Genomic DNA, 26,032 nt, shown 5'->3' on the forward strand with positions numbered 1-26,032 from the left:
TGTAATACCTGGCACGCACGGCCTCGTGCGTAGCCTGCGGCGCGACTGGTTAGGCTCGAATACGTGAGCAGGTTCCAGGTCGTCAGCGGCAAGGGCGGTACCGGTAAGACCACGGTCGCCGCCGCCCTCGCGCTTGCCCTCGCGACCGAGGGCAAGCGCACCCTTCTCGTGGAGGTCGAGGGCAGGCAGGGCATCGCCCAGCTCTTCGAGACGGAGTCCCTCCCGTACGAGGAGCGCAAGATCGCCGTCGCACCGGGCGGCGGCGAGGTGTACGCCCTCGCGATCGACGCCGAGCGCGCCCTTCTCGACTACCTCCAGATGTTCTACAAGCTGGGCAGCGCGGGCCGGGCGCTCAAGAAGCTCGGCGCGATCGACTTCGCCACCACGATCGCGCCCGGCGTGCGGGACGTGCTGCTGACCGGCAAGGCCTGCGAAGCCGTACGCCGCAAGGACAAGCAGAACCGGTTCGTCTACGACTACGTGATCATGGATGCCCCGCCCACCGGGCGCGTCACCCGCTTCCTCAATGTGAACGACGAGGTGGCGGGGCTGGCCAGGATCGGCCCCATACACAATCAGGCCCAGGCCGTGATGCGGGTGCTGAAGTCCCCGGAGACCGCCGTCCATCTGGTGACGCTGCTGGAGGAGATGCCGGTCCAGGAGACCGCGGACGGCATCGCGGAGCTGCGCGCCGCCGAACTGCCGGTGGGCCGGGTCATCGTGAACATGGTGCGGCCCCATCTGCTGGACGAGGACGCCCTGCGCACCGCCGCGGGCGGCCGCCGCAAGGAGATCGCCAAGGCGCTGACGAAGGCGGGGGTGACGGGGTCCGCGGGGCTCGTGCGTCCCCTGGTCGAGCAGGCGGCCGAGCACGCCCAGCGAGTCGAGCTGGAGCGCGAGCAGCGCGCCGTCCTCGCGGACCTGGAGCTTCCGGGGTACGAACTCCCTTTGATCGGTGAGGGGATGGACCCGGCCGGTCTCTACGACCTGGCGACCGAGCTCCGCAAGCAGGGCGTGGGCGAAGGGGCGGGACAAGGGGTGGATGCATGACACAGCGCACGGACGCGGCCACGAAGACGGACCCGACCGGATCCTCCGCGTCCGGTTCCACCTCCGCGCCGGCTTCCGCGCCCGCGCTGGACGCCGACGCACTCCTCGACGACCCCGACATCCGGATCGTCGTGTGCTGCGGTTCGGGTGGCGTCGGCAAGACCACGACCGCGGCGGCCCTGGGCGTGCGGGCGGCCGAGCGCGGCCGCAAGGTCGTCGTGCTCACCATCGACCCGGCCCGCAGACTCGCCCAGTCCATGGGCATCGACTCGCTGGACAACATCCCGCGCCGGGTGCCGGGCATCGAGGGCGACGGCGCCGGGGAACTGCACGCCATGATGCTCGACATGAAGCGGACCTTCGACGAGATCGTCGAGGCGCACGCGGACGGCGAGCGGGCCCGCGCGATCCTGGAGAACCCCTTCTACCAGTCCCTGTCTGCCGGTTTCGCGGGCACGCAGGAGTACATGGCGATGGAGAAGCTCGGGCAGCTGAGAGCGCGCAACGAGTGGGACCTGATCATCGTCGACACCCCTCCGTCGCGCTCCGCGCTGGACTTCCTGGACGCGCCGAAGCGGCTCGGTTCGTTCCTGGACGGAAAGTTCATCAAGCTGCTGATGGCTCCGGCGAAGATGGGCGGCCGGGCGGGGATGAAGTTCCTGAACGTCGGCATGTCGATGATGACCGGCACCCTGGGAAAACTGCTCGGCGGTCAGTTCCTGCGCGACGTACAGACCTTCGTCGCGGCGATGGACACCATGTTCGGCGGATTCCGTACCCGGGCCGACGCCACGTACCGACTGCTCCAGGCGCCCGGTACGGCGTTCCTCGTCGTCGCGACACCGGAGCGGGACGCGCTGCGCGAGGCGGCGTACTTCGTGGAACGGCTGGCCGCGGAGAAGATGCCGCTGGCCGGACTGGTGCTGAACCGGGTCCACGGCAGCGATGCCGCCCGGCTCTCCGCCGAGCAGGCCCTGGCCGCCGCAGAAAATCTTGACGGGGTCGGCATTGTGGATCAGACGACCGGGAAGGCTGGACTTCGTGACCCGGCCGACCGGTCGGCCGACTCCCCCGCGGCCGTTCCCACACCGGACACCACCCCCGACGCCACGCCCCACGACTCCGAGCACGAGGACACCGAAGACCGCGAGCCGACGCCGGGACACGTTCCCGATACCCCCGGAACCCCCTCCGTCGAGGAGCTGACCGCAGGTCTGTTGCGGCTGCACGCCGAACGGATGCAGGTGGTCGCGCGCGAACAGCGCACACGTGACCGCTTCACCGCGCTGCACCCCGAGGTCGCCGTGACCGAAGTGGCCGCGCTGCCCGGTGACGTACACGACCTCGAAGGACTTCGGGCCGTAGGGGACCGGCTCGCGACCGGTTCCGTCCCGGCCGGAGCTGAGTAACCGCTCGTCAGCCCTATCCCACCGCGGCGTACCTCTCGTGCAGTTCGTCGTCGTCCAGTCCGATCGCCACGGGCAGGATGCCCGTCGACTGCTCGTACTCGCTGCGCGCGGTCTCCAGCAGCCGACGCCAGGACGTGACGGTGGGCCGCCTGCGCAGCAGTGCGCGGCGCTCCCGCTCGGTCATTCCGCCCCACACGCCGAATTCGACGCGATTGTCCAGCGCATCGGCCAGGCACTCGGTCCGCACCGGGCATCCGGTGCACACCGCCTTGGCCCTGTTCTGCGCTGCCCCTTGTACGAACAGTTCATCCGGATCGGTAGTGCGGCAGGCTGCCTGCGCACTCCAGTCGGTTACCCAGCCCATCACGGCGCCGTCCTCTCCCGAATCGAGGCTCCCCCACGGCGGTAGCGGCATATTCACCGCTGCCAGTTGAGGACGTTACGGAAGGTAGGGGCAGCACAACACCCCCTTCGGGCCCAATCTTGAATGGCCCGAACGGACTATGCGTATGCGGCAGATCACCCAGGGGAGTGAGGCGAGGGCATACGCGACTATCCCGTCAGAATCGGGACAGTTCACCTGGATCACAACGGACGTTCGATGACACACGAGGCGAATTCGGGAGCGCCTGAGGTCGTGGCCGGGATGTGCACGGGGGTTGATACGGAACCGGACAGCTGTGACAGTTGAGAGCAGCTTAGGCCAAGGCATATACGTGTGTCCGGCGAATGAGAACGTAGGCTGCCCCCATGCCAAAGAAGCGCTCGGGCGGGGGTCTCTCGACGACCCAGCAGGCCGCCAAGTTCCTCGGTGTCGCCGCGCTCTCCGGAGTCGTGCTCGCGGGCATCGCGCTGCCGGCCGCCGGAGCACTGGGGCTCGCCACCAAGGGAACGGTCGAGGGATTCGACGAGATCCCCGCCAACCTCAAGACCCCGCCGCTGAGCCAGCGCACCACGATCCTGGACAACAAGGGCGGAATGATCGCCTCGGTGTACTCGCGCGACCGCACGGTGGTCCCGCTGAAGAACATCTCGCCGTACATGCAGCAGGCGATCGTCGCGATCGAGGACGCCCGCTTCTACCAGCACGGGGCCGTCGACCTCAAGGGCATCCTGCGCGCACTGAACCGCAATGTGCAGTCGGGTGGAACCGCCGAGGGCGCCTCCACCCTCACCCAGCAGTACGTGAAGAACGTCTTCGTCGAGGAGGCGGGCGACGACCCGGACAAGGTCGCGCAGGCCACCCAGCAGACGATGGGCCGCAAGGTCCAGGAGCTGAAGTACGCGATCCAGGTCGAGGAAGAGCTCGGCAAGAAGAGGATCCTGGAGAACTACCTCAACATCACCTTCTTCGGGCAGCAGGCCTACGGCGTCGAGGCCGCCTCGCAGCGCTACTTCTCCAAGTCGGCGAAGGACCTGACGCTGGAGGAGTCCGCGCTGCTGGCCGGCGTCGTGCAGTCGCCCAGCCGCTACGACCCGGTCAACGACACGGCCGAGGCCACCAAGCGCCGCAACATGGTGCTCCAGCGCATGGCGGACGTCGGGGACGTCTCGCAGGCCGAGGCCGACAAGGCCAAGGCGAACCCGATCAAGCTGAAGGTCAAGAAGCCGCAGAACGGCTGCATCACCGCCGTCAGCGGCGCCGGCTTCTTCTGCGACTACGTACGCCATGTCTTCCTCACCGACCCGGTCTTCGGCAAGACCAAGGAGGACCGGGCCAAGATCTGGAACCGGGGCGGCCTGACCATACGGACGACACTCGACCCGCAGTCCCAGCAGTCGGTGCAGGCCTCGATCAAGAGCCACGTCTACAAGTCGGACAAGGTCGCGACGGCCGTGACGCTGGTCCAGCCGGGCACCGGCAGGATCATGGGCATGGGCCAGTCCAAGCCGTACGGCTTCGGGTCCAACGAGACCCAGTACAACTACTCGGTCAACAAGGCCATGGGCGGCTCCAACTACGGCTTCCCGACCGGTTCGACGTTCAAGCCCTTCCTCGCCGCCGCGGCCATAGAGGGCGGCAAGCCGGCCACCCAGGTCTATCCGTCCCCGTACGAGATGGACTACCCGGACACGGTGCGGTCCTGCGGGAAGCCGTGGGTCAACGACGGGGTGCCGAAGTATCACCTGGAGAACGAGAGCGAGACCGAGAAGGGCCCGTACGCGCTGAAGGAAGCGATGGAGAAGTCGGTCAACACCTACTTCGTCCAGATGCTCCAGGACATCGGCATGTGCCCGGTCTCGCAGATGACCGACAAGCTCGGCGTGGTGCAGGGCGACGGCACCAAGCTTCCGCAGAACCCGTCGACCCTGACCCTCGGCTCCAACGGTCTGTCGCCGCTGACGATGGCCAGCGCGTACGCCGCCTTCGCCAACCGCGGCACGTTCTGCACGCCGATCGCCATCGAGTCGGTCAACAAGGCCGACGGCAGCTCGCTCCCCGTGCCCAAGACCGCCTGCTCGCAGGCGATGTCGCCGACGACGGCCGACACCATCAACACGCTGCTGCGCGGTGTGGTCGACTCCGGTACCGGCCAGGAGGCGGGTCTCCAGAGCCGCGACAACGCGGGCAAGACCGGTACGACCGACGCCCGTAAGAACGCCTGGTTCGTCGGGTACACGCCGAACATGTCCGGCGCGGTCTGGGTCGGCAGCCCGTCCCAGAGCGTCGAGATGGAGCGCATCACGATCGGTGGTGTGTACCAGGACAAGGTGTACGGCGGGCAGGTCCCCGGACCCATATGGCGTGACGCGATGACGGGCGCCCTCAACGGTGTGGCCGCTCCCCCCTTCAACACGGTCGACATCCCGGACCCGCCGAAGCACGACGACCGGGGCCGCGACAGGGGCCGGGGCCGCGACGAGGGACGGCCCGGCGCCGGGGGCAAGAAGCCCACCGGCAAGAACCCGTTCCCGGGCATCACCATCCCGCCGAACCTGACCGGTGGGACCAACGGCGGCCACCGCGGCCAGACCAACGGCGGCACCCAGGGCCCCTGAGCCGCACGGCTCGTCCCCCGGCATGAAGGTGGGGTGCCCGGATCGATCACGATCCGGGCACCCCACCTCGTTCATGTCCCCGCGCGTACGCCCCGCGTACGTCGCGCGGGCTCAGCCCGCGAGGAGCTTCTTCACCGAGGCGGCCACCCGGCCGCCGTCCGCGCGCCCCGCCACCTTCGGGTTCACGATCTTCATGACGGCGCCCATCGCGCGCGGCCCCTCGGCCCCGGCGGCCCTGGCCTCCTCGACGGCGGACGCGACGATCACGCCCAGCTCGTCGTCGCTCAGCTGCTTCGGCAGGTACGCGTCGAGGACCTCGCCCTCCGCCTTCTCACGCTCGGCCTGCTCGGTGCGGCCGCCCTGCGCGAAGGCCTCGGCCGCCTCGCGGCGCTTCTTCGCCTCCTTGGCGATCACCTTCTGCACCTCGTCGTCGGAGAGCTCGCGGGCCGTCGTGCCGCTGACCTCCTCCTTCGTGATGGCGGTGAGGGTCAGCCGCAGCGTGGACGAGATCAGCTCGTCACGCGCCTTCATGGCCGTGGTGAGGTCTTCCTTGAGCTTGGACTTGAGCGTGGTCATGTGCTGATTGTGGCAGGTACGGGGCGACCGGCGCCCGCCGGTTTTCTCTCGGCCGCACGGTGTCTGCGACGATGGGCGCATGCGCGCACGCTACGGAGTACCCCTGAAAGTCACGGCAGTCGGCGCGGCGATCGGCGCAGCCGGCATCGCCTACGCCGCCGGATTCGAGGCCCGCTCGTTCCGGCTGCGACGGGTCACCATCCCCGTACTCCCGCACGGGGCACGCCCGTTGCGCGTGCTCCAGGTCTCCGACATCCACATGGTGAGCGGCCAGGGCAAGAAGCGCGCCTGGCTCCAGTCGCTGGCCGGTCTGCGCCCGGACTTCGTAGTGAACACCGGCGACAACCTCTCCGACCCCGAGGCCGTGCCCGAGCTGCTCGACGCGCTCGGTCCGCTGATGGAGTTCCCGGGGGTGTACGTCTTCGGCTCCAACGACTACTACGGCCCCAAGCTCCGCAACCCCGCCCGCTACCTCTTCGAAAAGGCCCGGGGCAAGCACGGCCTCAACGGGAACGCGCCCGCGGTCGGCGTCGTCCACAACCCGTGGGAACCGATGCGCGACGCCTTCGACGAGGCGGGCTGGCTGGGCCTGTCCAACACCCGCGGCCGCCTCAAGACCGACGGCCTGGAGATCGCCTTCACCGGCCTGGACGACCCGCACATCAAGCGCGACCGCTACGCGGAGGTGGCGGGCGGCCCCGAAACGGGTGCCGACCTCTCCATCGGCGTGGTCCACGCCCCCTACCTGCGCTCCCTGGACGCCTTCACCAGGGACGGCTACCCCCTGATCCTGGCCGGTCACACCCACGGCGGCCAGCTCTGCATCCCCTTCTACGGGGCCCTGGTCACCAACTGCGACCTGGACACGGACCGGGTCAAGGGCCTCTCCACCCACTCCGTGGACGACCGCCGCGCCTACCTCCACGTCTCGGCCGGCTGCGGCACCAACCGCTACACCCCGGTCCGCTTCGCCTGCCCCCCGGAGGCGACCCTGCTGACCCTGACGGCCCGGGACTGAGCGCCCGGCCCCTTCCCCGGCCGGCGGAACAGAAACCGGATTTCGTCTGCGGGCGCGGGTGGGCTAAAGTAATCGATGTCGCCAGGACACCGGCGGCGATCGGGGTGTAGCGCAGCTTGGCAGCGCGCTTCGTTCGGGACGAAGAGGTCGTGGGTTCAAATCCCGCCACCCCGACGCTGGTCAGAGGCCCATTCGCTTGATCGCGAATGGGCCTCTGTCATGTTTGGGGGCCGAACAGGGGGCCAAAGGCTTTCGATCAAGCCTCGCTGTCATTGCCCCGAGCCTCGTACTCGAAGATCTCATCCATTGCCTCAGCCCCCTGCGTGATCACGGGACGAAGCTGCTTGCGGTAGACGGCCTCAGTCGTGGCCTGGCTGCTGTGCCCTACCAGCATCGCGATCCGCGCCGACGGGATGCCATGGTCCGAGAGCAGTGATACGAAGCTGTGCCGAAGCTCCCGCGGCGTCCACTCCGGCGTCGCCGGGCATGCCGACGACAATGGAAGGGATCGTCTCCGACCTGCGAGTCGGCGTCCGATGCGGTCGGGGTGGATCTGACGATCCTCGCCGATGGAGACTTCCGGGACGACCGCCGTGGATGAGCAGCGCCAGCTGATCCTGACCATCGATGGCCGGCCGCTCATGCACAGCTGGTGGAGAGACCGCGCCGTGGCAAACCGCAAGTTCCGGCCGTGGGTTGGCGAGTACGGCAGCCTGCCCGGTGCGGGCATTGTCCTGGTGGACGCGGAGGCGGGGGAGGCGCTGGCCAGCTGGCCGTAAAGCCGTCACCGGCGAGACCAGGACTTTCCCACCCTCGCAAGGCGCCCGGCTGCGCTCCGCTCAGCCGGGCGCGCTCACGGATCCGCTGCGGGCACCGCTCCTGCTGCGATCACTTATGGCGCACTCGGGCGCTGAACCGCGTCAACGGCCGGAGCGCCGCGCCGTCGGGTTTGGCTGCTTTCGCCGCTGTTGTACCAGCCGCGACCGATCGCTCACCTGCGGTCGTACCCGGCGCGATGACAGTGTTTGTTGCGTTTGACGGTGGTGGGGTCGGTGGCGGTGTGGGCGGTGGTGTCGCCGCCTCCCGTGACGGTGGAGGTGTTCTTGATCTTGTGGTGTGTGTCGCTGCCGCAGGAGACCGTGACCTTGAGGGTGAGGGGTGGGTAGCTGTCGCCCGGTGCCAGGACGTCGCTGCGGGTGCAGGTGAGGGTGGTCCGGTGGCAGTTCCATCCGGTGCCGGTGATGCTGCGGGCGGTGAGTCCGCGCGGGAGCTTGTCGTGCACGGTGACGGTGCTGCCGTCGGTGGGGCCAAGGCCGGTGTTGCTGACGGTGATGGCGTAGGTGCCCTGTTTCCCTTGGGTGAAGTTGCCGGTGTGAGTTTTGGCGATGGCCAGAGTGGGCGGGGGCAGGGTGTAGGAGATGGTGACTTGGCCGTTGTTGTTTGCCGTCCCGCTCGTGGACAGCGCATAGCTGGTGCCGGTACCTGTGGGGGTGGCGAAGCTGCTGCCCCCACCACCTCCGCCTCCACTCCCCGAGGTGCCGCGGTTGTCGACGGTGGCGCTGCCGCCGCCCCCGCCGGAGAAGTACCCGCCCCCACCGCCCCCACCGGCCCCGATGATGGTGAGGGCGCAGCCGGCGCCGATGCTGCCTCCGGTGCCGCCGGTACCGACCGTGGTACCGGAGAACCCGCCTCCCACCCCGCCGTTCGTGGCGCCACAATGCGTGCCGGTGCCGGCGGTACCGGGGGTACCCCCGGTGCTGGTGCTGGTGCTGCCGCCGCCCCCGCCCTGCCCTGGTGAAGCCCCAGGGCCGGTGACACTTCCCGTGGTACCGGCGGTGGCATCCGCCGTCGTGCCGTTGCTTCCATTGCCCCCGTTCCCCCCTGGAGAGCCTGCTCCGGTGCCGCCGGCTGCACCGCCGCCCCCGGCGACCGCCAGCAAGGAGCCGCCCGCGCTGACGCTGGACGCGCCACCCCCGCCCGGACCTTCGTACTGAAAACCACTGGCCGGGAACGCCCCGCCCGGGGCGCCGCCGTTGAACCCGCCGGCACCCCCCGTCCCGGTGCCGTTGCAGCCCTTGCCGCCGGTACCGCCGACGTTGATGGTGTAGGTCGTGGGCGAGGCGGTTTGCGGAAGCGTGGTGACCACCCGCGCCCCCGTCCCGCCCGTCCCCGTGACGGAACAGGCGGTGCCGGTGTTGTCCGCGCCGCCGGCGCCGTCGGCGGTGATGGTGACGGTCGCGTTCGGTGGGACGGTGAGGCTCTGCGAGCCTCCGGTGAAGCTGAACGTGAAGGACGGGTCGGTCCCTCGCGTCCGCACCGGGTCGGTGGCCGGCCTGGCCCCCGTCGGTACAGCGGCCGCGGGGATCAGCGCGGTGCCGGACAGCGCCACGCACAGTCCTGCTACCGCCCCTGCCCGCCGCCACTGCTGACGAGTGCCGACGCCTGCGCGGGCTTGGCCTCGTCTCGTCCCCACTTCAGAGGGGGGTTGTTGTGGGGCGTGATGTTTGATCACCGGTGTCTCCTGACTTCCTGGCTTGGGGTGAGGCCTCTTTCCGCCGTGCGGGAGCCCGGCGGGGCACAACCTATGAATCACTCACCGTGATTTGATTTGCACGATAAGTGACCAGAGGGGAGTGTGTCCGACCTGACGACGTGTCATCCAGGTCTGGTGTTTGAGCTGGGCTCGGGCTCCACCGAATGGCTGGCGCCAGGTCAGGGAGGTTCAGTTCGGTGCCGGGCTGTGGTGTGCGTGCCGGTGAGGTGACCAAGTCGCAGGTCGCAGCCTTGATCGATTACACGGCCACAGGTCAGGGACCAGGCCCTTCGCTTCTTCGGCTACTGATTTCAGCAACGCGTCGATAGGCGCCATCCGGCATTCTGCTGACTCGGGCGACCCAGTTGGCCGCAGGGAGATGAGTCCGTCCTGGGCCTTGGAGACACAGATGGGCTCGATGGGGACAGACTCCGCAAGCCGACCAGCGATGGCACAGCCAGTCGGCGTCATCGGCGACGATGTCATCCCCTTCCCCCATCCGCACCCGTCGGTGCCTGTCGGCGCAACGGAACGTCGGCGTGGGGTCGTCCGTGCCCCGCAGCGGTCTCGCTCATCGCCACTGGCTCATCACCACTCGGTCAACAGCAGGTGGTTGATGAGCAGGGCGACGACAGCCTGTGCGGTCAGCCAGCCGCGCCGGGTGCCGGTGGGCAGAAGGGCGGCGGTGGGGAGCAGCCAGAGGATGAAGGGCTGCCAGATGCGTTCCGTCTCCGCCTTGCTCATCCCGGACAGGTCGGCGGCCAGGAGCGCCAGGAGTGCCATCAGAGCGAGCAGGATCAGCCGCTGGGACGCATGGGTGGTGCCGGCTCGCAGGGCTCTCACGGCTCCGGGGGCGCCGACCGCGGCTCGGCGGAGTCCGGCGACCGTGGCGAGGCCCGCGGCGATCGTGGTGCAGGCGAGATTCGCCCAGACCCAGTAGGAGTACGGGCGGATTCCGCCGACCCCCTGGTAGTAGCGCTCGACCAGCAGCCGGTAGCCCTCCCACCAGTTGTAGCCCGCCAGGGTGAAGAGGGCCGCGACGACCAGCGCTCCGGCGAGGAAGAGGGCAACGGGGCGGGCGCTGCGGGTGAGGGCGAGGACGGCCAGGAGCGGAATCGCGATCAGCGTCAGACCGTAACTGAGGTAGCAGGTCAGCCCGAACAGCAGGCCCGCGGCGAATGCGGCGGCCATGGGGAGGCGGACCCGACGGGTCGCGGCCAGGGCGAGGAATGCCACGGACCAGGCGGCGACGGCGGCGAAACAGGCATCCGCCGAGGCTCCGATCCACACCGCGACCGGCGCGAGGACCAGGAACGGGGCCGCGCGGCGGGCGAGGCGTTCGTCGGTCAGGGCCCGGAGCGCGATCAGGACGGCCGGGACGGCGGAGGCGCCGACGACGATGCACCAGCTCCCGGCCCAGGATCCGCCGCCGAGCCCGATGCGGTCGAGCAGGACGAAGATGAGCGTGGCGCCCGGTGGATGACCGGCGACATGGGTGGGCCAGTTGTCCGGGGAGCCGATCAGGATGTGGTCGTCGAAGCCGCGCAGGGCCGCGCCGATGTCCTTGAAACGGTCGACGGCCTGGAGATATTCGTGCTTGGTGGTGAGACGTCCGGCGATGCCCCGGCCCCAGCCGTCGATCAGCGCCAGCGAGAAGACCCAGGCGAGCGACGCCGCCCAGGCGGCCGGGAGCAGCGCCCGCCAGCGGATACGGTCGGCCAGCGGCGGGCCGTACGCGACGACGGCCGCGGCCACGGCGACGGCGGCCGGGGTGCCGGGCCCGATGTGCGGGTGCCAGGACGCCAGCAGGGGAGGCCAGTGGACGTAGAGAGTTCCTTCGGCGTCCTGGATCGACCGGCCGACGAGCACGGCGGCGGTGACGAGGAGAACGCCCGCCGCGGCGGCGATCAAGTCGGCGCGGCGGCCGGTTCGGTGACCTGTTTCGTTCATGGTGAGGTGTTCTGTCCGGTCCTCGGTCTTCACGCAGGCACGCTATGCACAGCGGGGCGGTTGTGCGTGATGCCACGGGACCGTGTCACCGAACCGTCAGATCTTGCTCCGGCTGCCCGCTCCGGAGTGTGACGTCAGAGTTTCGTCAGGAGTCGTACGCCTTGTGGCCGGGCGTCCCGGACATAGCTTCGGGACATGGGTGACAGACGTTTCGGAAAAGGCTCCGCCTCCTCGCCTCCGGGCCCGGCACCGGGTCGTGGCCCGGCCTTCACCGGGCGGCTTCCCTCCGCGCCCGGGTTCTGGCGCAGCCCGGTGCGGGGCGTCCGGTTCACGGCGGTGCTCGGGCTGGTCCTGCTCGCCGGGCTCACCCTGCTGTTCGTGACCGGTCTGCTGTCGTACGCCGCGTACAACCCGGACCTCGCCCCGGTCAACGACAAGACGCCGGACAAGGGGCTGCTGGGGTTCTATCTCTTCGCCTGGCCGACCGGCCCGCACTGGCTGTACCGGCTGACGCAGGGGCTGCACGTCACGGTGGGCATCGTCCTCGTCCCCGTACTGCTGGCGAAGCTCTGGTCGGTGATCCCGAAGCTCTTCGCGCTGCCGCCGGTCCGGTCGGCGGGGCATGCGCTGGAACGGCTGTCGCTGCTGCTGCTCGTCGGCGGGGCACTGTTCGAGTTCATCACCGGACTGCTCAACATCCAGCTGGAGTACGTGTTCCCGGGGTCGTTCTATCAGCTGCACTTCTACGGGGCGTGGGTGTTCTTCGCCGCGTTCCTCGCCCATACCGGGCTGAAGCTGCCGCGGGCCGTCCGGGTGCTGCGGGGCGGCCGGCTGGAGGGCTCCGCGCCGGGCGAGGCGGATGAACTGGCCGCGCCCGACCCCGCTTCGCCGACCATCTCCCGGCGCGGCGCGCTCGCCATGACGGGCGGTGGGTCGCTGCTGCTGCTGATCACGTCGGCGGGCCGGAGCTTCGACGGGCCGCTGCGGCAGATCTCCCTCCTCACCCCGCGCGGCGCCGCCGAACCGGGCCAGGGTCCGAACGGCTTCCAGATCAACAAGACGGCCGCGGTCGCCGGAGTGACGGCGACCGATACGGGGCGGGACTGGCGGCTGACCGTCAGCGGACCCGCCGGGAGGATCCGGCTCAGCAGGGAACAGCTGCTGGCCATGGACCAGTACAGTGCGGCGCTGCCGATCGCGTGCGTCGAGGGCTGGTCGACATCGGACCAGTGGTGGCGCGGAGTGCGTCTGAGGGATCTGGCGGCCCTCGTGGGGTATCCGGACCGGCCGCCGGGGGTGCTGGTGGAGTCCGTCCAGCACAGCGGGGCGTTCCGGGAGGCAGCGCTCCGCGACAACCAGGTACGCGACCCGCGCGCGCTGCTGGCCCTGCAGGTCAACGGCGAGACCCTCTCGCTCGACCACGGATATCCGGCACGGATCATCGTCCCGGCGGCCCCTGGTGTGCTCAACACCAAATGGGTGGCCCGGCTGACGTTCGAGGCACTGTGAGCGGGAAGGCGGGGAGCCGGGTGAATCCTCGGGTGGTTCTCAGGCGCTGGTACGGGGAAGGGCCGCTGCATCTCCTCCTGCTGGCGGCGACGTTCGCCCTCGCGGGCTATGCGGGCGTACGGCTGCTGGCGGGCGACACGTTCGCGATCGTGGTGTGGTTCGTCGGCTCCGCGCTCCTGCACGATCTCGTGCTGCTGCCGCTGTACGCGTCGGCGGACCTGGCCCTGCGCCGGGCGCTCGGACCCCGTACCCGTCGGCTGGTCAACTACGTCCGCGTACCGGCCTTCCTCTCCGGCCTGCTGCTGCTGATGTGGTGGCCGCTGATCACCCGGCACGCGGTGCGGTACGAGCCCTACAGCGGGCTGTCCCTCGATGTGTTCCTGGGGAACTGGCTGCTGATCACGGGGTTGCTGTTCGCGGGCTCGGCGCTGCTGCTCGTCATCCGTACCGCCCGGTTGCGGCGCAGGGACACGAAGGGGCGGCCGTCCGCCTCCCACTGATCGACGGGCTGCCAGCTGTACGCCCGCGCGTATCGCAGCAGGGCCGGTGTGCCGAGCCTGGCCCAGGGGAAGGGGCCGACGACACCGCTGTCGGCGGCAGCCGTGCCGCGTCCGTCGTCCAGCCGGACCTGGACTCTCTCGTCGAGGTCCTGCGGTGTCGTCTCGGCGATGAGCAGACCGCCGGGGGCGAGCAGGTCGGCCGTGCGGCGCAGGAGGAGAGGGGGGTTCCCGCCGATGCCGATGTTGCCGTCGAGGAGCAGGACGGTGCCCCAGCGGCCCTCGCCCGGCAGCGGGTCGAAGACGGAGCGGTGCAGCGCCGCTCCACCGAGCCGAAGGGTGCGGGCGACGGCGGTCTCGCTGATGTCGATGCCGAGTGCACGATGGCCGCGGACGGCGAGTTCGGCGACCAGCCGGCCGGGCCCGCAGCCGATGTCCAGAACGGGGCCTTCACAGCGGCCCAGTGCCGACAGATCGGCGGCGTCGGCGTCCGCGCACCAGCGTTCGACGTCCAGCGGCAACAGCCAGCCGTCGGTGCGGCGGAGGAAGAGCGGTCCACGACCGTTGCGCAGGGCGTCGGCGTACGGATCGGTGCCCCAGGGCGTGGGGCCGCGGTCGGGGGGAGGGGGTGCCGTGCCCGGTCCGCTGCGGTGAGGGACCGGGTTCACCGGGCCTCCGCCGGGGTCAGCAGGGCGAGCGTCGCGGCGAACCGGCCGTGCGGCGCCGCGGCGGCGACGGCGACGGCGTCCTGCGCGGTGTCCACATCACGCAACTGGGGAAGGTCGCGCACGGTCAGCCCGGCGTCGACCAGGCGTCGGCGCTGGACCGCGCCGGTCTCGGGTACGGACATGGGAACGCCGAGCAGGAGTTCCGGTGCGGGGGCCGCCAGCCCGAGCGCCCAGAAGCCGCCGTCGTCGGCCGGCCCGAACCAGGCGTCGCAGCCGTCCCAGGCGGCAGGGCACAGCGCGGCGGCCAGATGGGCGGCGGTGAACTGGGGGGTGTCCATGCCGATGAGGAGCGTCGGGCCGGTACAGCGGGCGAAGGCCGCGGCAAGCCGTTCGTCGAGGCTGCCGGTGCCTTGCGGCAACACCTCGATACCGGGCGGCAGCCACGGTCCCGGCCGTCCTTCGAGGACGACGGCGCGGCGCCGGGCGGGCAGGGTGCACACGGTCCGCAGAGTGTCGCCTAGCGCCGCTTCGGCGAGCAGGGCGGCCTGGGCGGGCGTGAACGGCGGGGTGAGCCGGGTCTTGACCCGGCCCCGCAGCGGTTCCTTGGCGATGACCAGCACGGTCGTGGGGCCCGACAGGTCCTCGCCCGCACCGGGGCCGGCCGGGGCACTCACCGGGTCACCCCCGGACGCACGGTCCCCGCGGTCGTCGCGGCCGGCGGCTGAAGCAGCACCGCGCGCATGTCGCGCACCGCCTGCCAGGTACCCCGCCAGGTGCCGGTGACCTTCGACTTTCCGCTGCGGGGGAGATACGGGACGTCGGTCTCCGAGACCCGCAGCCCGGCGTCCGCCGCACGGACCACCATCTGGAGCGGGTAGCCGCTGCGCCGGTCGGTGAGACCGAGCGCCAGCAGATCCGCCCGGCGCCCGGCCCGCATCGGGCCGAGGTCGTGCAGCCGCAGACCGGTGCGGCGGCGCAGCATCCGGGCCAGCGCGACATTGCCGACGCGGGCGTGCAGCGGCCAGGCACCGCGGCCCTCCGGGCGGCGGCGGCCGAGCAGCAGGTCGGTCTCGCCGTCGGCGATCCGGCGTACGAAGGCGGGGAGCAGGCCGGGGTCGAGGGAGCCGTCGCAGTCGCAGAAGCAGACGAACTCCGCCTCGGCGGCGAGCAGTCCGGCATGGCAGGCGGCGCCGAAGCCGCGTCGCGGCTCGTGCACGACCGTGGCGCCGAGCGAGCGGGCCAGTTCGGCCGACCCGTCGGTGGAGCCGTTGTCGACGACGATCGCGCGCCAGCCGTCGGGGACGGCGTCCAGCACCCGGGGCAGTGCGGCGGCCTCGTCCAGACAGGGCAGGACGACATCGGCACGCGGGGCGGGGACTTGGGCGGACGACGGGCCCGCCAGGGAGGAATCGGTCACGCCGCTCACCCTACGGAGCAGAATCCGACATTCCGGGCTCTATTTTCTTACGAAAAATGGACGTCGGCCCGATGGCGGCGGACCGGGCCCGTGCGTGCCGCACCTGCGTGCCAGGGTGGTGGGATGGAGAGCATCCCGGACGGTTCAGGCCCAGGCAATCGCTCCTGCCCCGGTACCGGACGCGGCCACGTCCTGGTCGTCGACGACGACCCGACGGTCGCCGAGGTCGTCGTCAGCTACCTGGTCCGGGCGGGGTACGACGTCGGGCGGGCGGACGACGGCCCGACGGCCCTGGAGCGCTTCACCGGCCGCCGGCCGGACCTGGTCGTCCTCGATCTGATGCTGCCCGGCATGGACGGATTCGAGGTCTGCCGCCGGATGCGGGCCCATGGTGACGTGCCGGTCATCATGCTCACGGCGCGCGGGGACGAGGACGACCGCATCCTCGGCCTGGAGACGGGCGCGGACGACTACGTCACCAAGCCGTTCAGCCCGCGCGAACTGGTGCTGCGTGTCGACTCGGTGCTGCGCCGGGGCCGCGCCGCGGCGCCCACCGCCGCCGCTGCCCCGGCCCCGTTGCGGGGCGCGGGACTCCACCTGGACCCCGCGGCCCGCCGCGCGACTCGCGAGGGCCGCGAACTGGCCCTCACGCTGCGGGAGTTCGACCTGCTCGCCTTTTTCCTGCGCCACCCTTCCCAGGTCTTCACCCGGGAGGAACTGATGCGGGAGGTCTGGGGCTGGGACTTCGGTGACCTGTCGACGGTGACGGTCCACGTGCGGCGGCTGCGCGGGAAGGTCGAGACGGACCCGGCCCGTCCACGGCTGATCCAGACGGTGTGGGGTGTGGGCTACCGCCTGGACCCGGCGCCGGGCCCGCGTCCCGGTGCGGCGACCGGTGCGGGCCCGTCATGACCGACATCCTCGTCATCGCGCTCTTCGCGTTTCTGGGTGCCGCGGTGGCCGGGCTGCTCGGTGCGCTCGCCCTGCGGTTCTTCCGGCACCGTTCGCTCGTGGTGTCGGTCTCCGTCGTCGCCGCTGTCGCCGTGACCGCGATGCTTGCCGGCACGCTCGCGGTCGCCCGGGCGATGTTCCTGTCGTCGCACGATCTGACCGTTGTCACCACTGTGGTCGCCATGGCCGCCGTGGTGTCCCTCGTGACCGCGGTGCTGCTGGGCCGCTGGGTCGCCGCCAGGAGCCGCGACCTGGCGCTCGCGGCCCGCTCGTTCGGTGACGGCGGTACGTTCGCCGCCCCCGCGGAGCAGGCGACGGCCGAACTCGCCTCGCTGGCGAAGGAGTTGGCCGCCACCAGCGCCAAGCTCGACAGTTCCCGCGACCGGGAGCGCGCGCTGGAGGCATCGCGGCGTGAGCTCGTCGCCTGGATCTCGCACGACCTGCGGACCCCGCTCGCCGGGCTGCGGGCCATGTCCGAGGCGCTGGAGGACGGCATGGCCACCGACTCCCGGCGTTACCTGCGGCAGATCCGCGCGGAGGTGGAGCGCATGAACGACATGGTCGGCGATCTCTTCGAACTCTCCAGGATCCATGCCGGATCGCTCGCCCTGTCGCCCGCCCGCACCTCCGTCCACGACCTGGTCGGTGACGCCCTCGCGGGCGCTGATCCGCTGGCTCTTGAGCACGGTGTACGGCTGGTCGGGAACCGCATCGACGCCGTTCCGGTGGAGGTCGACAGCAAGGAGATGAGCCGGGTCCTGGGCAACCTCCTGATCAACGCGATCCGCCGCACCCCCGCCGACGGGACGGTCGCGGTGACGGCGCGACGCGGTGAGGACACCGTGGTCCTCTCGGTGACCGACGGCTGCGGCGGGATCCCCGAGGAGGACCTGCCCAGGGTCTTCGACACCGGCTGGCGCGGCAGCCATGCCCGGACACCCCCGGCCGGTGCGGGCCTCGGGCTCGCCATCGTGCGCGGCATCGTCGAGGCGCACCGGGGTCACGCGGGCGTGCGCAACGTGGCCGGCGGCTGCTGCTTCGAGATCACGCTCCCTTTGGCACACGCATGAGCCGGCACCCGGGCAGGGCCTCATCGGTGCGAGGTGTTCAGACCCCTCCGGTGTCTGTTCGTCCGGCCCGCAACGGGGCCGTCGCGAACTCCGCCATTCCCTTGGCGAACCCTTCCTGGGGTTTCCAGCCCAGCTCGTCCCGCAGTCGTCGTGAGTCCGCGGTGACATGGCGTACATCACCGAGCCGGTATGCGCCGGTGACCTCCGGAGCAGGCCCGCCATGGGCCGCGGCCAGTGCCGAGGCCATCTCACCGATGGTGCGGGGATCACCGCTCCCGGTGTTGTAGACGGCGAAACCGCCCGGCCCGTGCCCTTCGACGGCTTCCAGCGCCAACGCGTTGGCGGCGGCCACATCCCTCACGTGGACGAAATCCCTCCGCTGGCCGCCGTCCTCGAAGACCTGGGGGGCCTCTCCGCGGGCCAGGGCCGACCGGAAGAAGGAGGCGACACCGGCGTACGGTGTGTCGCGCGGCATCCCCGGTCCGTACACGTTGTGGTAGCGCAGCGACACCGCGGACCCGCCCGTCGCGCGCGCCCATGCCGCGGTGAGATGTTCCTGGGCGAGCTTGGTGGCCGCGTACACATTGCGCGGGTCCGTGGGCGCTTCCTCGGTGACCAGACCGGGTGCCAACTCCGCACCGCAGGACGGGCAGTGCGGCTCGAACCGGCCCGCGTCCAGGTCGGCCGCCGTCCTCGGTCCCGGCCGGACCGTGCCGTGGCGGGGACAGTCGTAACGTCCCTCGCCGTAGACCACCATCGAACCGGCCAGGACCAGGCTCCGCACGCCCGCCTCGGCCATCGCCGCAAGCAGCACCGCCGTCCCGAGATCGTTGCACCCGACGTACTCGGGCGCGTCCGCGAAGTCGTTCCCCAGGCCGACCATCGCCGCCTGATGACACACGGTGTCGATGCCCCGCAGCGCCCTGTCCACCGCCTCCCGGTCGCGGACGTCCGCGATGATCCGCTCGGCATCATGGTCCGCGGGGTCTGCTGCCGCACCGTGCACCGAAGGCAGCAGTGCGTCGAACACGACCGCCTGATGCCCGGCCGACGTGAGGGTACGGACGATCTCCGACCCGATGAATCCGGCTCCACCGGTAACCAGTACGCGCATGGCTCCCACGCTAGGCCGCCGGCGAATCGCAGGGCCGGTTCCGGCGCGGCGCGTCAGGGGATCGTAAGAGATGCCCCGCGGGCGCCCGCGGAGGAGACGCACGCCGGTTCGGGGGACATGCGGCCCGGCTCACGGCGTCGGCATCCGGAAAGGTGACTGTTCATCGCCCGGTGGCCGGCGCAGGGCAGGTCAGGTCCTCGGACGGGAGCCTGCCCGTGGTCAGGTAGACCGTCGCGGACTCGTCCGCGCAGGACCCGTTGCCGTAGACGCCGTGCCCCTCTCCTCCCGCGACCGTGATCATCCGGGAACCTCGCAGGGCCCGGTGCATGCCCTGGCCGGCTGCCAGGGGGGTCTGGGAGTCCCACTCGTTCTGCAGGATCAGCGCCTTGACCTCGTTGCCCACCGTGGTCGGAGCCTCGGCGCCCGGCCTCCAGAAGGCGCACGGCTTGATGGTGGACGCGAAATCGCCGTACAGCGGATACCGGGCCTTGTCGCGGACGGCGTCGCGCCGGTACTGCTCGGGGTCGCGCGGCCACGAGCCGGCGGTGTCACCGCACATGACCGCCCAGAGGCTCGCGATCTGGTTCTCCGGCGGGAGCTCGGGGTCGGGCGCCGGTGTGCCGGGACCGCCGTCCTCGGCGGCCTTCTTCAGGCCGGTGACCCAGTCGGCGGCCTTCTGCGCCCGGAAGAACATGTGGCGCATGGCGCGGATGTCGTCACCGGTGAGGGGCCCCTCGTCGGTTTCGACGGGCTCGCGGTCGGCCCGGGCGACGATGTCCCAGAAGGTCTTGCGGACCTCCGCCGGGGTCCTGCCCAGTCGGTACGTCGCGTGCCGCTGGGCGGTCCACCGGCTCCACCTCACGAAAGCGGGCTCTGTTCCCTCCGCCATCTGCTGGAAGGTGCCCCTCCCGAACCGCGCGGGGTCGGTCGCGCTGTCCAGCACGAAGCGGTCGGACCGCCCGGGGAACATCTGCATGTAGACGGCGCCGAGATAGGTGCCGTACGAGCCCCCGAAGTAGGAGATCTTCTTCTCCCCCAGGACGGCACGGATGACGTCCATGTCGCGCGCGGTGTTGCGGGTGGTGATGTGCCGCAGCTTGTCACCTTCCTTGGCCAGGCACTTGTCGGCCACCGTACGGGCCCACCGCACGTCGTTCGCGAAGGTCTCGGCGTGGTAGGGGCGGTCGGGGTTCAGTTCGTCGGGGGTCAGGCCGCAGCCGAGGGGGGAGCTCTGCCCGATGCCCCTCGGGTCGAACCCGATCAGGTCGTACCGCCGCTTCACCTCCTGGGGGAGGTACGCCTCCATGTCGGCCGGCATGCTCAGGCCCGGCGCGCCGGGGCCGCCGGGGTTGAACAGCAGCACGCCGCGGCGTTCCTTCGTCCTGCTCGCCTTGAGCCGGTTCACCGCGATGTCGAGCTTTCTGCCGCCGGGATCGCCGTAGTCCAGTGGCACCTTGAGAGTCGCGCACTGAAAGGCGGCGGGGGTGTTCGCGTCGCAGCGCCGCCAGTGGAGCGTCTGCTGCGTGTACTGCCGGACGGGGTCCTGGGCCGCGGGGGGCCGCGATGCGGCAAGGGCCGTCGCGGGTGTCAGCGTCGTCATCAGAGTCGACGCGGCGCCAACGGCCAGAAGGGAGGCTATGCGTGTCTTTCGCACCGTGATGCTTGTCCTTGTCGGGTAATGGAAACCGGGTGCTGGGTGAGGGGTGCTGGGTGAGGGGTGAGGAGGGGAGATGAGCGGTCGGGGGGCGAAATCGCAGCTGCCGAAAAGCATTTGTCGTACGCCGTACCGACCGGGAAGCCCGTCGCCGGTCAGTTTCCGCTGAGGTGCCGGCTGACGCACTGCGTGTATTCCTGGAAGCTGTCGGGCCGGTAGCACTCCTGCGTTTTGTTCGCGTACCAGGCCATGAAGAGGGCGAAAAGAATGGACAGCGCGATCGCGAGGACCGATGTCACCACGCCGGTGATGGCCCGGCCCCGGCCGGCGCCGGTCCGCCCGGCCGTCCTGAGGCCGGCGATGCCCAGGACCGTGCCGATGACACCGAGCAGCCCACCCACGAAGAAGACCGAGGTGAACAGGCCGATGACGCCGAGCGTCATGGCCGCCGTGGCCATGCCGCCCCTGCCCGGCCCGCCCGCCTCGCCGGCCGGGGCCCGCGTGCCGTGGCCGGGGTTTCCGGACGACGGCGCCGTCCGATGCGGCGTCGGCGCCGCCATTCCTTGCGTGTTCATCTGCCGTCCTCCCGTTTCGACTGGGCAGGACACGATCATTGATTCCGGAGGCCCGGCCGCACATCGCGAGAAGGCGGGAAAAGGTCCTCCCCCGAACGAGGGAGGAACGCCGCGAGCAGAGCGGCCATACTGGCCGACTATGAGCAGGGGAATACGGCCGTTCTTGCGCGGCTCCACTTATTCGGGCGTGCTGTTCGCCTTTCTGGGCGCGATGGCGAGCGCTCCGCTGCTGCCCTTGGCCGCGCTTCCGGCACTGGCGTGGAGCTCGGCCCCGTATGGGGTGCAGGCCGCCCTGACCCTGCTGGTCTGGGCGGCACTGGTCGCCGCGGTCGGCCTCGCCCGTACCACGCGGCGGGTGCTGACCGGGTCCGCCCGCCGCCTGCTGAAGGTGCGGCTTCCGGATCCGGTGCCCGTACCCAGGGGTACGGACCCGTCCGGCTCCGGCCGTTGGCGGACTCCTCTCTGGCTGCTGCTGCACGTGGCGCTGGGGTGGACGGGGGCGCTGGTGGCCGGGGTGCTGGTCCTCGCGGGACTGACCCTGCCGGGGAACTGGCTCGACGCCGAGGCGGGGCTGAGCCTGTTCGGCCGGTCGGTGCGGGTGACGGGTGGCTGGGGCAGCTGGGCGGTGGCGCTCGGCTGCGTACTGCTGGCGGCGGCTGTGTGCGTGGCGGTGTCGAACGCTCTGCGGTGGCTGGCGCCACGGCTGTTGGGACCGTCGTCGGCCGAACGGCTGGCACTGGCGGCCGAGCGGGAGCGGGCGCTGGCCGAACGCAACCGGCTGGCCCACGAGTTGCACGACTCGATCGGGCACACGCTGACCGCGGCCACGATCCAGGCGGCGGTGGCGGGCGAGGTGCTCGCCGCCGACCCGGTGGCGGCGCGGGCCGCCCTGCGCAGCATCGAGGACTCGACCCGGGCCGCGCTGGAGGACCTGGACTACGTGCTGGGCGTACTGCGCGAGGAGAAGACGGAGACGGCACCGACCCGGACCCTGGCCGATCTGCCCGAGCTGCTCGACCGGTTGCGGCACGCGGGCGCGACGGTCGAGCCGGAGCTGACGGGCGATCCGGCGCAGGTGCAGGGGACGCTCTCCCGGGCTGCCTACCGGATCCTGCAGGAGGGACTGACGAACGCCCTGCGGCATGGATCGGGCGGCCCGATCCAGGTCGGGGTGGTGACCGCGCGGGACGGGCTGGAGCTCCGTGTGGTCAACCGGACCGGCCCGGGGACGAGCACGGACACAGGCGCGGGCCGGGGTGCCTTCCCGACGTCCGGACACGGCCTGCCCGGCCTCGCCGAGCGAGTGCGGCTGCTGCACGGCGAGTTCGAGGCGGGCCCCGACGGTGCGGGGCACTGGCGGCTGGCGGTCCGCCTGCCGATACGGGTGTCGGCATGACGGCCCCCGAGGCGACCGCCACCACGGCCGGTGCCGCCACGACGAGCGGACCTGCCACTGCATCGGGCCCCGCAACCACGCCCGGAGCAGACACCACAACCGGCGTTGCCGCCACGGCCGGTGCCGCCACGACGACCACCCCTGCCACTGCGTCGGGCCCCGCAACCACGCCTGGAGCCGCCACCACAACCGGCGTTGCCGCCACGCCCGGAGCCGCCACCACAACCAGCCCCGCCACCACGCCCGACCCCACCCCCACCACCGCCGCTGTCACCCTCCTGATCGCGGACGACGACGAGGTGACCCGCAGCGGTCTGCGCACACTCCTCGCGGCACAGCCGCAGATCACGGTGGTCGGGGAGGCCTGCGACGGGGTCGAGGTGGTCGAGCAGGCGCGGCGTTTGCGGCCGGACGTGGTCCTGATGGATGTGCGCATGCCGCGCCGCAACGGCATCGAGGCCACCCGGACGCTCCTCGCCGAGTCGCCCGACCCGCCGAAGGTCGTGGTGATCACCACCTTCGAGAACGACGACTACATCACCGCCGCGCTCAGCGCGGGCGCCAGCGGATTCGTGCTCAAGCGGCTCCCGGTCCGGCGGATCGCGGAGGCGGTACGGGTGGTGGCGGCGGGCGAGGCGATCCTCTTCCCGGCGGCCCTGCGCCAGATGGTCACCGCCCGCCCGCAGAACTCCGCCGAGGCGTTGCCGAGGGCGGCGCTGACGGGGCGCGAGGAGGCGGTGCTGCGGCTGATGGCCACCGGCCGGTCCAACCCGGAGATCGCCCGGACACTCACGGTGAGCCTGGAGACCGTGAAGACCCATGTCGGGAACGTGCTGACCAAGCTCGGTGCGCAGAACCGGACCCACGCGGTGGTGATCGCGTACGAGTCCGGTCTGGTGGTGCCGGGATTCGCCGGCTGACACGGCCCGGGCCCCCTCGTGCCGGGGAGGCCGGCCGCGACGGCAGTCGCCCAGGGCCGCGCGTCAGCGGCCCTCGGCCCCCGGCTGTGCCGATCGTGGCAAGTCCGCCGGGCACCGCCGCCCCGGCACCCGCACGGAAGGGGCCGCTCCTGCTTCCTGGGCCCGGCCGTTCCTCGACCGCTACGGGCCGTCGGCCCTGGAAACGGTCCCGGTCCCCGGAACGAGCTGGTGGGCGATGTCGCGGGCGGTCGCGGTGATCCTCTCGTCGGACACCTCCAGGCCCTGCGAGGCCAGCAGCACGGTGTTGACGCTCAGCAGCGCGGCCCGCATGCGGAGTTCCTCCTCCACCGAGGCGTCCGGACCGGCCAGGATCTTGAACAGTTCGCCGAGCCGCTCGAACGCGTTCTCCCGGCCGGGGTGGAGGTCGCGCACGACGCGCTGGTTGGCGAGCGCGAAACGCATGGCGGACAGGCCGCCACCGGTGGCCAGGTCGACCATGCGGTCCACGGCGCGGACGCGCAGCTCGGGACCGGGCGGCTGTTCCCTGGCCCAGGCGACCATGTCGTCGAGTGCGTCCAGGTGCTCGGTGAACAGCGAACGGACGATGTCTTCCTTGCTGCTGAAGTGGTAGTAGAGCGCGGCCTTGGTGATGCCGAGGCGTTCGGCGATCTCCCGCAGCGAGGTCGCCTCGTAGCCCTGCTCGGTGAACAACTCGATGGCCACCTTGCGGATCTCGGCCTTCGTGTCGTCGCCCCGCCGCCGCGCCGCCATCGTCATCCGTTCCTTTCCATGGTTCTTCCCGGGGCTCCCCGGCACTTCTGTGCGCCGCATCGCCTGACTCGATCGTCGCCGTCAGACCCTTCCTTGCCAACTTACCGGTCGGCAAGTAATCTACCAACCGGCCGGTAAGTAAGGCGACGCCTTGGCGTCCGCGACGCGCGTACGACCGGCCGTTCCCTCCCTGTCCGAAATTCGTGCGTCCGGCTCCCCTCGGACCCGGGCGGCCCGTTCCTTCCTTTGCTGAAAGGCATTCGCCGTGACGCAGACAGCACCGGCGTCGGCAGACGCCGAGACCCACCCGCCACGCTTCACCCACCGCGAGATCATGGTGACGATGAGCGGCCTGGTCATCGCCATGCTGCTGGCCATGCTGGACAACATGATCGTGGCGCCCGCGCTGCCCACGATCGTGGGTGACCTCGGCGGCCTCAACCACCTGGCCTGGGTGACCACCGGCTACATCCTCGCCTCCACCGCCGCCACCCCGATCTGGGGCAAGCTCGGCGACCTGCTGGGCCGCCGCATCACCTTCGTCGCCTCCATCGCGATATTCCTGCTCGGCTCCGCGCTGTGCGGCATGTCGCAGAACATGGGCGAGCTGATCGGCTTCCGTGCGCTGCAGGGCCTGGGCGCGGGCGGTCTGATGGTGGGCGTCATGGCGGTGCTCGCCGACATCGTGCCGCCGCGCGACCGCAGCAAGTACCAGGGCGTGATGATGGCGGTCATGCCGGTCGCCATGATCGGCGGCCCGCTGGCGGGCGGCTTCATCACCGACCACCTCAACTGGCGCTGGGCGTTCTACGTCAACCTGCCGCTGGGCATCGTCGCCCTGCTGGTGTGCTGGGTCGTCCTCGCCAAGCTGCCCCGCAGGGGCGCCGGGCAGGTGCGCATCGACTGGACCGGCGCCGCGCTGCTGACCGTGTGGATCACCACCCTCGTCCTGATCACCAGCTGGGGCGGCACCGAATACGACTGGGCGTCGCCCATGATCATCGGCCTGGCCGTGGTCACCGTGGTGGCGTTCGCCGCGTTCGTCCTCGTCGAACGGCGCGTGGCCGAGCCGATCATGCCGCTGTCCGTCTTCACCGACCGCAACTTCAACCTCGCCGGTGCGCTCAGCCTGGTCGTCGGCTTCGCCATGTTCGGCGGGGTGACGCTGCTGCCGCAGTTCCAGCAGTACGTGCAGGGGTCCTCGGCCACCAACAGCGGTCTGCTGCTGATGCCGATGATGATCGCCGCGATGGTGCTCTCGCTCGCCGGCGGCGCCGTCATCAGCAAGACCGGCCACTACCGCGCCCTGCCGATCGCGGGCAGTGTCCTGCTCACGGCCGGCCTGGCCCTGTTCGCCACCATGGACACCGGCACCTCGCGCTTCATGACGGGTGTCTACATGGTGGTCCTGGGCGCCGGCATGGGCTGCCTGATGCAGACCACCATGCTCATCGCGCAGAACAGCGCGCCGCTCAAGGACATGGGCGCCGCCACCGGTGCGGCCACCTTCCTGCGCAACATGGGAGGGTCCCTCGGCGTCTCCGTACTCGGCGCCCTGTACACCAGCACGCTGACCGACTCCTTCACCTCCGCGGGCGGCGGCGCCACAGGCTCCGCGAACGCCGGTGGCGCAGTGGCGCAGATGACGCCCGAGACGCTGCGCCACCTGCCCGAGGCCGTGCGGCACGCCTTCGCCCAGGCCGTCAGCGAAGGCGTCGGCGCCGCCTTCGTCTGGGGCGCGGGCATCGCCGCCATCGGCATCGTGATCGCCCTGTTCATCCGGCATGTGCCGCTGCGGGGGTTCGGCGGTGCGCCGGGCGCGGACAAGGCTCCGGCCGACGCCACCGCCGCCGAGTACGCCCGGTGACCGACGGGGCGGGGGGGGGCCCCCCCCGCCGGGCCCCCCCCCCCGGGGGGGGGGGGGGGTGGGGGCGGTGCAACCCCGGGGGCGAGG

22 protein-coding genes, 1 tRNA gene and 1 pseudogene are annotated in these 26,032 nt (G+C 70.9%); 12 read left to right on the top strand and 12 right to left on the bottom strand.

The genetic code is table 11. The features are described from left to right. Positions 1-63: 63 nt before the first annotated feature. Both AB0D53_RS27380 and AB0D53_RS27385 read left to right on the top strand, forming a co-directional pair. Entirely contained in the window at positions 64-1,050 is a 987-nt protein-coding gene (locus tag AB0D53_RS27380) for an ArsA-related P-loop ATPase (protein WP_362451225.1), read from the top strand. After that, complete coding sequence (locus AB0D53_RS27385) at positions 1,047-2,459, top strand: ArsA family ATPase (protein WP_362451227.1); 1,413 nt, start codon at positions 1,047-1,049, stop codon at positions 2,457-2,459. Before AB0D53_RS27380 ends, AB0D53_RS27385 begins: the two co-directional genes overlap by 4 nt. Before the next feature lie 13 nt (positions 2,460-2,472). Here AB0D53_RS27385 and AB0D53_RS27390 read toward each other — a convergent pair whose 3' ends face one another. Next, the gene (locus AB0D53_RS27390; RefSeq protein WP_176740522.1) at positions 2,473-2,823 is read right to left on the bottom strand and encodes a WhiB family transcriptional regulator; all 351 of its coding nucleotides are present in this window, start codon (positions 2,821-2,823) and stop codon (positions 2,473-2,475) included. 386 nt (positions 2,824-3,209) lie between these two features. On the opposite strand from AB0D53_RS27390, the gene AB0D53_RS27395 reads away from it, so the two are divergent. Continuing rightward, the gene (locus AB0D53_RS27395) at positions 3,210-5,459 is read left to right on the top strand and encodes a transglycosylase domain-containing protein (RefSeq protein WP_362451230.1); all 2,250 of its coding nucleotides are present in this window, start codon (positions 3,210-3,212) and stop codon (positions 5,457-5,459) included. A gap of 111 nt (positions 5,460-5,570) precedes the next feature. On the opposite strand, the gene AB0D53_RS27400 is transcribed toward AB0D53_RS27395, so the two are convergent. Next, positions 5,571-6,035 carry a GatB/YqeY domain-containing protein gene (locus AB0D53_RS27400; RefSeq protein WP_362451232.1) on the bottom strand — a complete coding sequence of 155 codons (465 nt, stop codon included), beginning with the start codon at positions 6,033-6,035 and terminating at the stop codon, positions 5,571-5,573. A gap of 79 nt (positions 6,036-6,114) precedes the next feature. Here AB0D53_RS27400 and AB0D53_RS27405 point away from each other — a divergent pair, with 79 nt between their 5' ends. Both AB0D53_RS27405 and AB0D53_RS27410 read left to right on the top strand, forming a co-directional pair. Beyond that, positions 6,115-7,053, top strand: coding sequence for a metallophosphoesterase (locus AB0D53_RS27405; RefSeq protein WP_362451234.1), 939 nt, complete (start codon positions 6,115-6,117; stop codon positions 7,051-7,053). 100 nt (positions 7,054-7,153) lie between these two features. Further along, positions 7,154-7,227: transfer RNA gene (locus tag AB0D53_RS27410), tRNA-Pro, on the top strand. Between the two features lie 82 nt (positions 7,228-7,309). On the opposite strand, the pseudogene AB0D53_RS27415 reads toward AB0D53_RS27410, so the two are convergent. Continuing rightward, positions 7,310-7,525: pseudogene (locus AB0D53_RS27415) on the bottom strand (tyrosine-type recombinase/integrase); the annotation flags it as partial. 97 nt (positions 7,526-7,622) lie between these two features. Here AB0D53_RS27415 and AB0D53_RS27420 point away from each other — a divergent pair. After that, positions 7,623-7,832 (top strand): hypothetical protein, encoded by a 210-nt coding sequence (locus AB0D53_RS27420; protein ID WP_362451293.1) that lies wholly within the window; start codon positions 7,623-7,625, stop codon positions 7,830-7,832. 212 nt (positions 7,833-8,044) lie between these two features. Here the strand turns inward: AB0D53_RS27420 and AB0D53_RS27425 are convergent, their stop codons facing one another. Together AB0D53_RS27425 and AB0D53_RS27430 are read right to left on the bottom strand one after the other, a co-directional pair. Next, positions 8,045-9,442 carry a hypothetical protein gene (locus AB0D53_RS27425; RefSeq protein ID WP_362451236.1) on the bottom strand — a complete coding sequence of 466 codons (1,398 nt, stop codon included), beginning with the start codon at positions 9,440-9,442 and terminating at the stop codon, positions 8,045-8,047. Between the two features lie 732 nt (positions 9,443-10,174). Beyond that, a complete protein-coding gene (locus AB0D53_RS27430; protein ID WP_362451238.1) occupies positions 10,175-11,569 on the bottom strand; it encodes a hypothetical protein in 1,395 nt (464 codons plus the stop codon). A gap of 162 nt (positions 11,570-11,731) precedes the next feature. Between AB0D53_RS27430 and AB0D53_RS27435 the strand changes: the two genes are divergently transcribed. After that, positions 11,732-13,045 carry a molybdopterin-dependent oxidoreductase gene (locus AB0D53_RS27435; RefSeq protein ID WP_362451240.1) on the top strand — a complete coding sequence of 438 codons (1,314 nt, stop codon included), beginning with the start codon at positions 11,732-11,734 and terminating at the stop codon, positions 13,043-13,045. A 352-nt stretch (positions 13,046-13,397) separates the two neighbouring features. On the opposite strand, the gene AB0D53_RS27440 is transcribed toward AB0D53_RS27435, so the two are convergent. From AB0D53_RS27440 to AB0D53_RS27450, 3 genes are read right to left on the bottom strand one after another with little or no spacing between them, the layout of a single operon-like run. Then, positions 13,398-14,210, bottom strand: a complete 813-nt coding sequence (locus AB0D53_RS27440) for a methyltransferase domain-containing protein (protein WP_362451243.1) — start codon at positions 14,208-14,210, stop codon at positions 13,398-13,400. After that, the gene (locus AB0D53_RS27445; protein ID WP_362451245.1) at positions 14,207-14,884 is read right to left on the bottom strand and encodes a DUF2064 domain-containing protein; all 678 of its coding nucleotides are present in this window, start codon (positions 14,882-14,884) and stop codon (positions 14,207-14,209) included. Before AB0D53_RS27445 ends, AB0D53_RS27440 begins: the two co-directional genes overlap by 4 nt. Then, the gene (locus AB0D53_RS27450; RefSeq protein ID WP_362451247.1) at positions 14,881-15,627 is read right to left on the bottom strand and encodes a glycosyltransferase family 2 protein; all 747 of its coding nucleotides are present in this window, start codon (positions 15,625-15,627) and stop codon (positions 14,881-14,883) included. Before AB0D53_RS27450 ends, AB0D53_RS27445 begins: the two co-directional genes overlap by 4 nt. A gap of 123 nt (positions 15,628-15,750) precedes the next feature. Here AB0D53_RS27450 and AB0D53_RS27455 point away from each other — a divergent pair, with 123 nt between their 5' ends. Together AB0D53_RS27455 and AB0D53_RS27460 are read left to right on the top strand one after the other, a co-directional pair. Continuing rightward, positions 15,751-16,539, top strand: a complete 789-nt coding sequence (locus AB0D53_RS27455) for a response regulator transcription factor (protein ID WP_362451249.1) — start codon at positions 15,751-15,753, stop codon at positions 16,537-16,539. Continuing rightward, positions 16,536-17,648, top strand: a complete 1,113-nt coding sequence (locus tag AB0D53_RS27460) for a HAMP domain-containing sensor histidine kinase (RefSeq protein WP_362451252.1) — start codon at positions 16,536-16,538, stop codon at positions 17,646-17,648. The genes AB0D53_RS27455 and AB0D53_RS27460 overlap by 4 nt, the downstream gene beginning before the upstream one ends. 37 nt (positions 17,649-17,685) lie before the next feature. On the opposite strand, the gene AB0D53_RS27465 is transcribed toward AB0D53_RS27460, so the two are convergent. From AB0D53_RS27465 to AB0D53_RS27475, 3 genes are all read right to left on the bottom strand, one after another. Next, positions 17,686-18,762 carry an NAD-dependent epimerase/dehydratase family protein gene (locus AB0D53_RS27465; protein ID WP_362451255.1) on the bottom strand — a complete coding sequence of 359 codons (1,077 nt, stop codon included), beginning with the start codon at positions 18,760-18,762 and terminating at the stop codon, positions 17,686-17,688. A 160-nt stretch (positions 18,763-18,922) separates the two neighbouring features. Next, on the bottom strand, positions 18,923-20,362 hold the full coding sequence (locus tag AB0D53_RS27470) for an alpha/beta hydrolase (protein WP_362451258.1): 1,440 nt from the start codon (positions 20,360-20,362) through the stop codon (positions 18,923-18,925). Between the two features lie 209 nt (positions 20,363-20,571). Further along, a complete protein-coding gene (locus AB0D53_RS27475) occupies positions 20,572-20,991 on the bottom strand; it encodes a DUF4190 domain-containing protein (protein WP_362451260.1) in 420 nt (139 codons plus the stop codon). Positions 20,992-21,130: 139 nt separating this feature from the next. Here AB0D53_RS27475 and AB0D53_RS27480 point away from each other — a divergent pair, with 139 nt between their 5' ends. Then, positions 21,131-22,387, top strand: a complete 1,257-nt coding sequence (locus tag AB0D53_RS27480) for a histidine kinase (protein WP_362451263.1) — start codon at positions 21,131-21,133, stop codon at positions 22,385-22,387. A gap of 278 nt (positions 22,388-22,665) precedes the next feature. After that, a complete protein-coding gene (locus AB0D53_RS27485; RefSeq protein ID WP_362451291.1) occupies positions 22,666-23,307 on the top strand; it encodes a response regulator transcription factor in 642 nt (213 codons plus the stop codon). Positions 23,308-23,487: 180 nt separating this feature from the next. Here AB0D53_RS27485 and AB0D53_RS27490 read toward each other — a convergent pair whose 3' ends face one another. After that, a complete protein-coding gene (locus tag AB0D53_RS27490) occupies positions 23,488-24,138 on the bottom strand; it encodes a helix-turn-helix domain-containing protein (protein ID WP_362451265.1) in 651 nt (216 codons plus the stop codon). A gap of 205 nt (positions 24,139-24,343) precedes the next feature. On the opposite strand from AB0D53_RS27490, the gene AB0D53_RS27495 reads away from it, so the two are divergent. Then, positions 24,344-25,945: an MDR family MFS transporter gene (locus tag AB0D53_RS27495; protein WP_362451267.1), complete on the top strand. Its 1,602-nt coding sequence runs from the start codon at positions 24,344-24,346 to the stop codon at positions 25,943-25,945. Positions 25,946-26,032: the final 87 nt, after the last annotated feature.

The sequence above is a fragment of the Streptomyces sp. NPDC048295 genome (assembly GCF_040652135.1).
In the GTDB taxonomy this organism is placed as follows: Bacteria; Actinomycetota; Actinomycetes; order Streptomycetales; family Streptomycetaceae; genus Streptomyces.